The following is a 6,181-nucleotide window of genomic DNA, read 5'->3' as shown; positions in this document are numbered from 1 at the left end:
CCCCCAGTCCCCTCGGTGTTTTATGGTATATATTTTTTCAATATATTCCTCAACTCCGATTGCACTTCTATCTTGAACTTGCAATCAAGAGGGGTTTTTCCCACTGCCGTTTTAGGGCGTTTGAGGCCCCTTTTTAACACTTTTTCCGCTATACCCCATCATTACGGCATTTTGAACGATGCATAATTTTCCAAACATCGTGCAGAATTTCCTATCTACGTTGTTTATCAGTCAAAAACACGAAGGGTACAACGGGTGATATTCTTTAGTTTTTCGTAAAAACCGTATTTTTCTTCGGTTTTTAACGTATAAATATTCGTTAGCTACTCTAAATGGTTGATTATCAACGCCTCTGTAATCTGCCTTCTCGTCAGTATATTCAACCGTCTGTACCGCTCAGTTTTCAGAACCGTGTTAAAATCTTTAGCTTTCGCGAGAATATAGAATTGAACAAGAGTGGTATATATAGCTTTTTGGGCCACCTACAAAAGGATCGGGAAGGCGCAGCAGGTCCCCGATAGGGGGCCAACATGATTAACCCCGGGCGGAGGGAGGGCGAGCGCAGCGAGAACTCCCGCCGCCCGGGGTGTCCCCGAGTCCTCTCCCTGCCGCGTCCCCGGAGGGGGCGAACGACAGCGGCGACGCGGCGGATGTTCGCCCCCCTTCGGGGACGTCCGATAGGCAGATACGCAAAGCCCCGGGCGCCCGGTCCGGTGATGTCCATCGCTTTGCTCTGGCCATCACCGTCCCGTGTGCCCGGGGTTCATCGTGTTGGCCCCCTTCGGGGACCTCTTCCGTGGCAGTCCGTGTCATCCGTTGCCAAAACATCCGTCTTGCCGACGGCAGTCCGACATCATTCTCTATTTTCTATTCTCTATTCTCCATTTGCGAAGAACCCTTGGGGATTGGGCAACGGATAGCCGCGGGATGAATTTTTTGGGCAACGGATTTCACGGATTTACACGGGATGAATTTTGTTGGGCAACGGATTTCACGGATTAACACGGATGCCATTCTTTACCCAAGGGTTCGCCCTCTTCGAGGGCGCTGCGCCAAATGATGGCGGCGTGTATGATGACCAATGTGGTAATGCTGAATAAAAAAAGCCCTCACCAAAGCGAGGGCATAGGATAACATCCTTCGGCAATTGCTGCCTTATTGCGATAAGATGTAGGATGATATTTTTCTTATCTGCTGCAAAAATACAAAAAATATTTGGAACTTACCAAATTTTTTCTTAATTTTACACGTAAATTACGAAATAACTAAACAGGTCTATGGAAAAGATATTAGGAATAGACACAGGAACAAACAGTTTAGGATGGGCCGTCGTTAATAAATATGATGACGGACATTATGAATTGTTGGACAAAGGCGTTGATATTTTCCAAGAAGGTGTCAACAGAGATCAAAGTGGAGAATCTTCAAAGGCAGCCGCACGGACGGAGAAGCGTGCTCTTCGTGTGCGCTACTATCGTATCCGCCTGCGGAAGATCGAGTTGCTTCATATTCTGACGGAGAATCATCTCTGTCCTCCATTAAGTAAGGATGAACTCTCCTTATGGCGTCATAAGAAGATTTACCCGAAGAACGAGTTATTCATGGAATGGCAGTCCACCGATGACAAGACGGGTAAGAATCCGTATCATGACCGTTATGTCTGTCTCACTCAGAAGTTGGACCTCACTGATCTGCAAAACCGCTATATGCTTGGTCGTGCACTCTATCATATCAACCAGCGCCGCGGTTTCAAGAGCAACCGTAAAGATCTCTCCAAGGAGGATAAGGATACCGGTACTGTCAATGAAGGCATCAGTGAGCTGAGCCAGGAGATCAAGGCTGCCGGTTGTACCTATCTTGGGGAGTACTTCTATCATCTCTATGAGAAAGGAGAGAAGATCCGCAAGCACTATACGGCTCGTGAGGAACATTATCACAAGGAATTTCAGGCTATCTGTGAGCGACAAGGATTGGATTCCGAACTGGTCAGCAAGTTGGAGCATGCTATCTTCTATCAGCGTCCGTTGAAGTCACAGAAGGGATTGGTCGGCCATTGTGTCTTTGAACCGAAAAAGACGAAGTGCCCCGTTTCCCATCCTCTCTTTGAGGAGTTCCGTATGCTGTCGTTCATCAACGCTATCAAGATTCAGACGCCATCGGATACAGAAATGCGACCGCTCAACGACGATGAGCGCTCTAAGATCAAGCCTCTGTTTTATCGGAAGAGTAAGAGAGACTTCGACTTTTCCGATATTGCCAAGAAACTCGCCGGTAAGAGTAAATATGCCTATTATAAAGGAGGCATAGCACCTTATCTTTTCAACTATTTCAAGGATTCCAATGTATCCGGCTGTCCAGTTACTGCCTCCCTTCGTGATCTTTTCGGCGAAGACTGGCTGAATGGTATCAAGGAAGTCTATGATAAGGTTGACGGAAAGTCTGACCTGCAGATTATCAATGATATCTGGTCGGCTCTGTTCTTCTATACGGATAATGACAAACTGGCTGAATTTGGTAAGCGCCATCTCCAGCTTTCCGATGAGGATGCCAAGAAATTTGGCAATATCCCCATTGACGAGGGCTATGCCTCCCTCAGTCTGAAAGCCATCACGAAGATCCTCCCTTATCTGAGAAGAGGAATGATCTATTCTCATGCTGCCTTTATGGGCAATCTCGTTGAGGTACTTCCGGCTGATGTATGGAATGATCCGCAGCGCCGTGAAGAGGCTATAAAAGAATTGGAGACAACGATCCACAACTATGGAAAGGTTGCGGAGGCCCGAACATTGGAGCAGTGCCTCAAAGACCATCTGTCCGTAAAATATGGCGTGCCTGATGAGCGATTGGAAAAGCTCTATCATCCGTCAATGATCGAGATGTACCCGAAGGTACCGCTTGGCGTTAATAAGTTGGGATCACCACGCAATAATTCCCTCCGCAATCCGATGGCTATGCGCTCCCTCTTCCAGATGCGTCATACCATTAACCAACTCCTCAAGGAGGGTAAGATCGACCGCAACACGACTATTCATATCGAGTTCGCCCGTGAATTGAATGATGCCAACAAACGAATTGCCTTGGCACACTATACCCGTGACAATCAGAAAGAGCATGACAACTGCAAAAAGAAGATCATCGAACTCTACAAGGAAGAAACCGGGCAGACGATAGAGCCAACGGAAACGGATATCCTGAAATACCAGTTGTGGGAGGAGCAGAATCATATCTGTTTGTATACGGGAAAACAGATTGGTATAGCTGACTTCATCGGTCCCGATCCATCCTATGACATTGAGCATACCATTCCCCGCAGTAAAGGCGGTGACAGCACACGTATGAATCTCACGCTCTGCAGTAGTAAGTTCAACCGAGATGTTAAACAGACAATGCTGCCGTCTGAACTTCCCGATCATGAATTGATTCTTCATCGTGTTGAGGACTGGAAGAAGAAATATGAGGATTTGGATGCTCAGATCCGCAAGGTACGAACCTGGAGCGGAATGGAGAAGAATACAAAAGACCACTTAATTCAGAAACGGCATCGTCTCCAGTTGCAGCGTGATTATTGGTATGGTAAATACCATCGCTTTGAGATGACCGAGGTCCCCGAGGGATTCAGTCGCCGTCAAGGAGTGGACATCAGTGTCATCTCCCGTTATGGTCGTCTCTATCTGAAATCCTTCTTCGACCGTGTATTCATCGTTAAAGGTCTGGCCACATCTGATTTCCGCAAGATATGGGGCTTACAGGATGAATATAGTAAGAAAGAGCGCGTAAATCATGTCCATCATTGCATTGATGCCATTGTCATTGCTTGTATCGGTCCTCATGAATATAGCCAGTTGGCGGAATATTACCATGACGAAGAGAACCATGAATGGTATGGAACCTCTAAGCCGCATGTCCAGTTGCCTTGGGACACTTTCGTTACGGATATCAAGGATATACAGAATGAGATCTTTGTCGTTCACAATACGAATGATAATGTCCCCAAGCAAGGCAGACGAGTAAGACGCAAGGATGGCACGATGTCCAAGCCTTGTGACAGTGCTCGTGTACAGCTCCATCTTGATACCTATTATGGAGCCATTGAGCAGAACGGCAACATCAAGTATGTCGTCAGAAAGGCATTGGACAGTAACTTCAAAGAGTCCGATATTAAAAACATCGTTGACGAAACTGTTCGGGAGAAAGTACAGGAGGCTGTCAAGCGCCTTGGCTTTAAGGAGGCTATGGCTTCTACGATATGGATGAACGAGGAGAAGCGTATCCCTATTAATAAGGTAAGATGCCTTACTTCTATTACCCGTCCTCTGCCGATCCGGCATCATCGCGATCAGTCGGAAAAGGACTATAAGCAAACCTACCATGTGGCCAATAATGGTAACTATGCAATGGCGATATATATCGGCAAGGATAAACGTGGTAAGGAGAAGCGGGCCATGGAGACGGTTAATAATATCGAGGCTACACGACTCTTCAAGGCCAGCACGGATAAGGAGATGACGGACAACAACCTTGTTCCCTTATCTAAGAATGACTTTCCATTGGCTTATGTGCTGAAGAAAGGCATGATGGTACTTCTTTATGAGAAGACGCCAGAGGAACTGAAGGAATGCTCCAAGGAAGAGCTCGTCAAAAGACTGTATAAGGTGACGGGACTTGCAACGATGGTTATCTCCAAGAATACTTATGGAGTCATAGAATTGACTTTCCATGAGGAAGCCCGTGCGAGTACAGAGGTCAAGGGAAAGAATGGTGCTTACAAAATCGGAGAAGAGTTACGTTCGAAGATAGTCATGCTTCATACCCAGTTTCGTGCCCTCGTAGAAGGCAAGGACTTCGAGCTCAGTGCCACAGGAGAAATCAAATTCAAGGACTGATGCTCAAGCAAACATTATTTTTCTCTACTCCGGTGAGATTATCGTTGAAAAACAGTCAGCTGGTGATCTCCTGGAGAGATTCCGATGATATCGTGACAAGGCCGATAGAAGATATTGGCTTTGTCATCATCGAGAATCAGCAGGTCTCCGTGTCCATACCTCTTCTGAATGAATTGGTACGGAATAACTGTAGTGTCATCTTCTGTGACGAGAGGCATCTGCCCTCTTGCAGTGTCATCGGGTATGACGTCAATGCCACACAAGCGGAATCTGTCAAGATGCAGGTATCCGTTTCCGAGCCTCGGAAGAAGCGGGCATGGCAACAAATCATCGAGATGAAAATCAGGAATCAGGCTGCCCTTCTTAATAAGTTGGATAAGAAAGGGAATACACTTAAACGTTGCTATTCCAATGTCCTCAGCGGCGACAGTTCCAACCAAGAGGGGCAGGCTGCAAGAATCTATTGGAAGCAGCTCCTGGGTAAAGATTTCATCCGGGAACCTCATGGCTTTCCGCCCAATAATTTCTTGGATTATGGTTACACGCTGCTGAGGGCTGCTATGGCAAGAGCCATCGTCGGTTCCGGCTTGTCGCCGATCTTCGGCCTTTTCCATCGTAATCGATATGATGCCTATGCCCTTGCCGATGATCTGATGGAGCCTTATCGCCCCTATGTCGATGAGATCGTTATGATGCTATTGGACCAAACGGAATTGACAAAGGAAAATAAAGTACAACTCTTAAAAGTCCTCACCACAGATGTTCAAATAGGAGAAGTCACCCGACCGCTACAAATAGCGCTGACGATGACGACGGCATCCCTGGTGAAATATTATAAAGGAGAAACGAATAAAATTTCTTTACCGAACTTCAAATGACTGAGTTACGATTAAATGCCTATCACATTATGTGGCTGTTTGTTTTCTTTGATCTACCGGTGATGACTGTAAAAGAACGTAGGGCAGCTATGCTCTTCAGAAAGAATCTGGAGAAAGACGGCTTCTCCATGATGCAGTATTCCGTCTATATCCGTCACTGTGGATCCCATGAGAGTCTGGATGTGCATTTCAGACGGGTGAAGGGACTGCTTCCCGAAGAAGGGAATGTCAGTGTGCTGGCTGTGACGGATAAACAGTATAGCAACATCTACAACTTTACAAACGTGACGAAAAAAAAAGGGAAGAAGAATATTATCCGAAAGGAACCCGTACAACTCGAACTTTTTTAGTATCTTTGCAACAGAAACAAGCCTACATCATCCACTTCTTATGTAGGAAACGCTATCCACACTAATGATT

The 6,181-nt window shown here is 46.3% G+C and carries 3 protein-coding genes; all 3 read left to right on the top strand.

Annotated features, from left to right (window positions below; all coding sequences use genetic code 11):
* Nucleotides 1-1,277 precede the first annotated feature (1,277 nt).
* From cas9 to cas2, 3 genes are read left to right on the top strand one after another with little or no spacing between them, the layout of a single operon-like run.
* Nucleotides 1,278-4,883 (top strand): type II CRISPR RNA-guided endonuclease Cas9, encoded by a 3,606-nt coding sequence (gene cas9, locus G604_RS0112530; RefSeq protein WP_028910846.1) that lies wholly within the window; start codon nucleotides 1,278-1,280, stop codon nucleotides 4,881-4,883.
* A complete protein-coding gene (cas1, locus tag G604_RS0112525) occupies nucleotides 4,883-5,761 on the top strand; it encodes a type II CRISPR-associated endonuclease Cas1 (protein ID WP_028910845.1) in 879 nt (292 codons plus the stop codon). Before cas9 ends, cas1 begins: the two co-directional genes overlap by 1 nt.
* On the top strand, nucleotides 5,758-6,111 hold the full coding sequence (gene cas2 / locus G604_RS0112520; RefSeq protein ID WP_028910844.1) for a CRISPR-associated endonuclease Cas2: 354 nt from the start codon (nucleotides 5,758-5,760) through the stop codon (nucleotides 6,109-6,111). The genes cas1 and cas2 overlap by 4 nt, the downstream gene beginning before the upstream one ends.
* The last annotated feature ends 70 nt before the right edge of the window (nucleotides 6,112-6,181 follow it).

Source organism: Prevotella sp. AGR2160, assembly GCF_000424185.1.
Classification (GTDB): Bacteria; Bacteroidota; Bacteroidia; order Bacteroidales; family Bacteroidaceae; genus Prevotella.
Note: the sequence above shows the minus strand (reverse complement) of the source record. Positions and strands in the feature narration are given on the sequence as shown.

Bases quoted from the DNA above. Each gene is read 5' to 3' on its own strand.
- cas9 (WP_028910846.1), top strand. From the start codon at position 1,278: ATGGAAAAGATATTAGGAATAGACACAGGAACAAACAGTTTAGGATGG.
- cas1 (WP_028910845.1), top strand. From the start codon at position 4,883: ATGCTCAAGCAAACATTATTTTTCTCTACTCCGGTGAGATTATCGTTG.
- cas2 (WP_028910844.1), top strand. From the start codon at position 5,758: ATGACTGAGTTACGATTAAATGCCTATCACATTATGTGGCTGTTTGTT.